General features: G+C 66.3%; 1 protein-coding gene. It reads left to right on the top strand.

Going from position 1 to position 202, the window contains the following annotated elements:
• Positions 1 to 15: 15 nt before the first annotated feature.
• Positions 16 to 202: hypothetical protein (locus tag G3O00_RS44065; RefSeq protein WP_277399400.1), on the top strand; the 187-nt coding region annotated here is incomplete at its 3' end.

Genomic DNA, 202 nt, shown 5'->3' with positions numbered 1-202 from the left:
GACGTCGACAGCGACGTGACCGCGCTGTTGGTCGAACTCAGCCCCGTGGACAACGAGCCGACAGCCGTCGAGGTCGACGTCGACAGCGACGTGACCGCGCTGTTGGTCGAACTCAGCCCCGTGGACAACGAGCCGACAGCCGTCGAGGTCGACGTCGACAGCGACGTGACCGCGCTGTTGGTCGAACTCAGCCCCGTGGACA

Origin of the sequence: Burkholderia sp. Ac-20384, assembly GCF_017104605.1 — a bacterium.
Taxonomy (GTDB): Bacteria; Pseudomonadota; Gammaproteobacteria; order Burkholderiales; family Burkholderiaceae; genus Burkholderia; species Burkholderia lata.
This window is presented reverse-complemented; position numbering and strand designations above follow the sequence as displayed.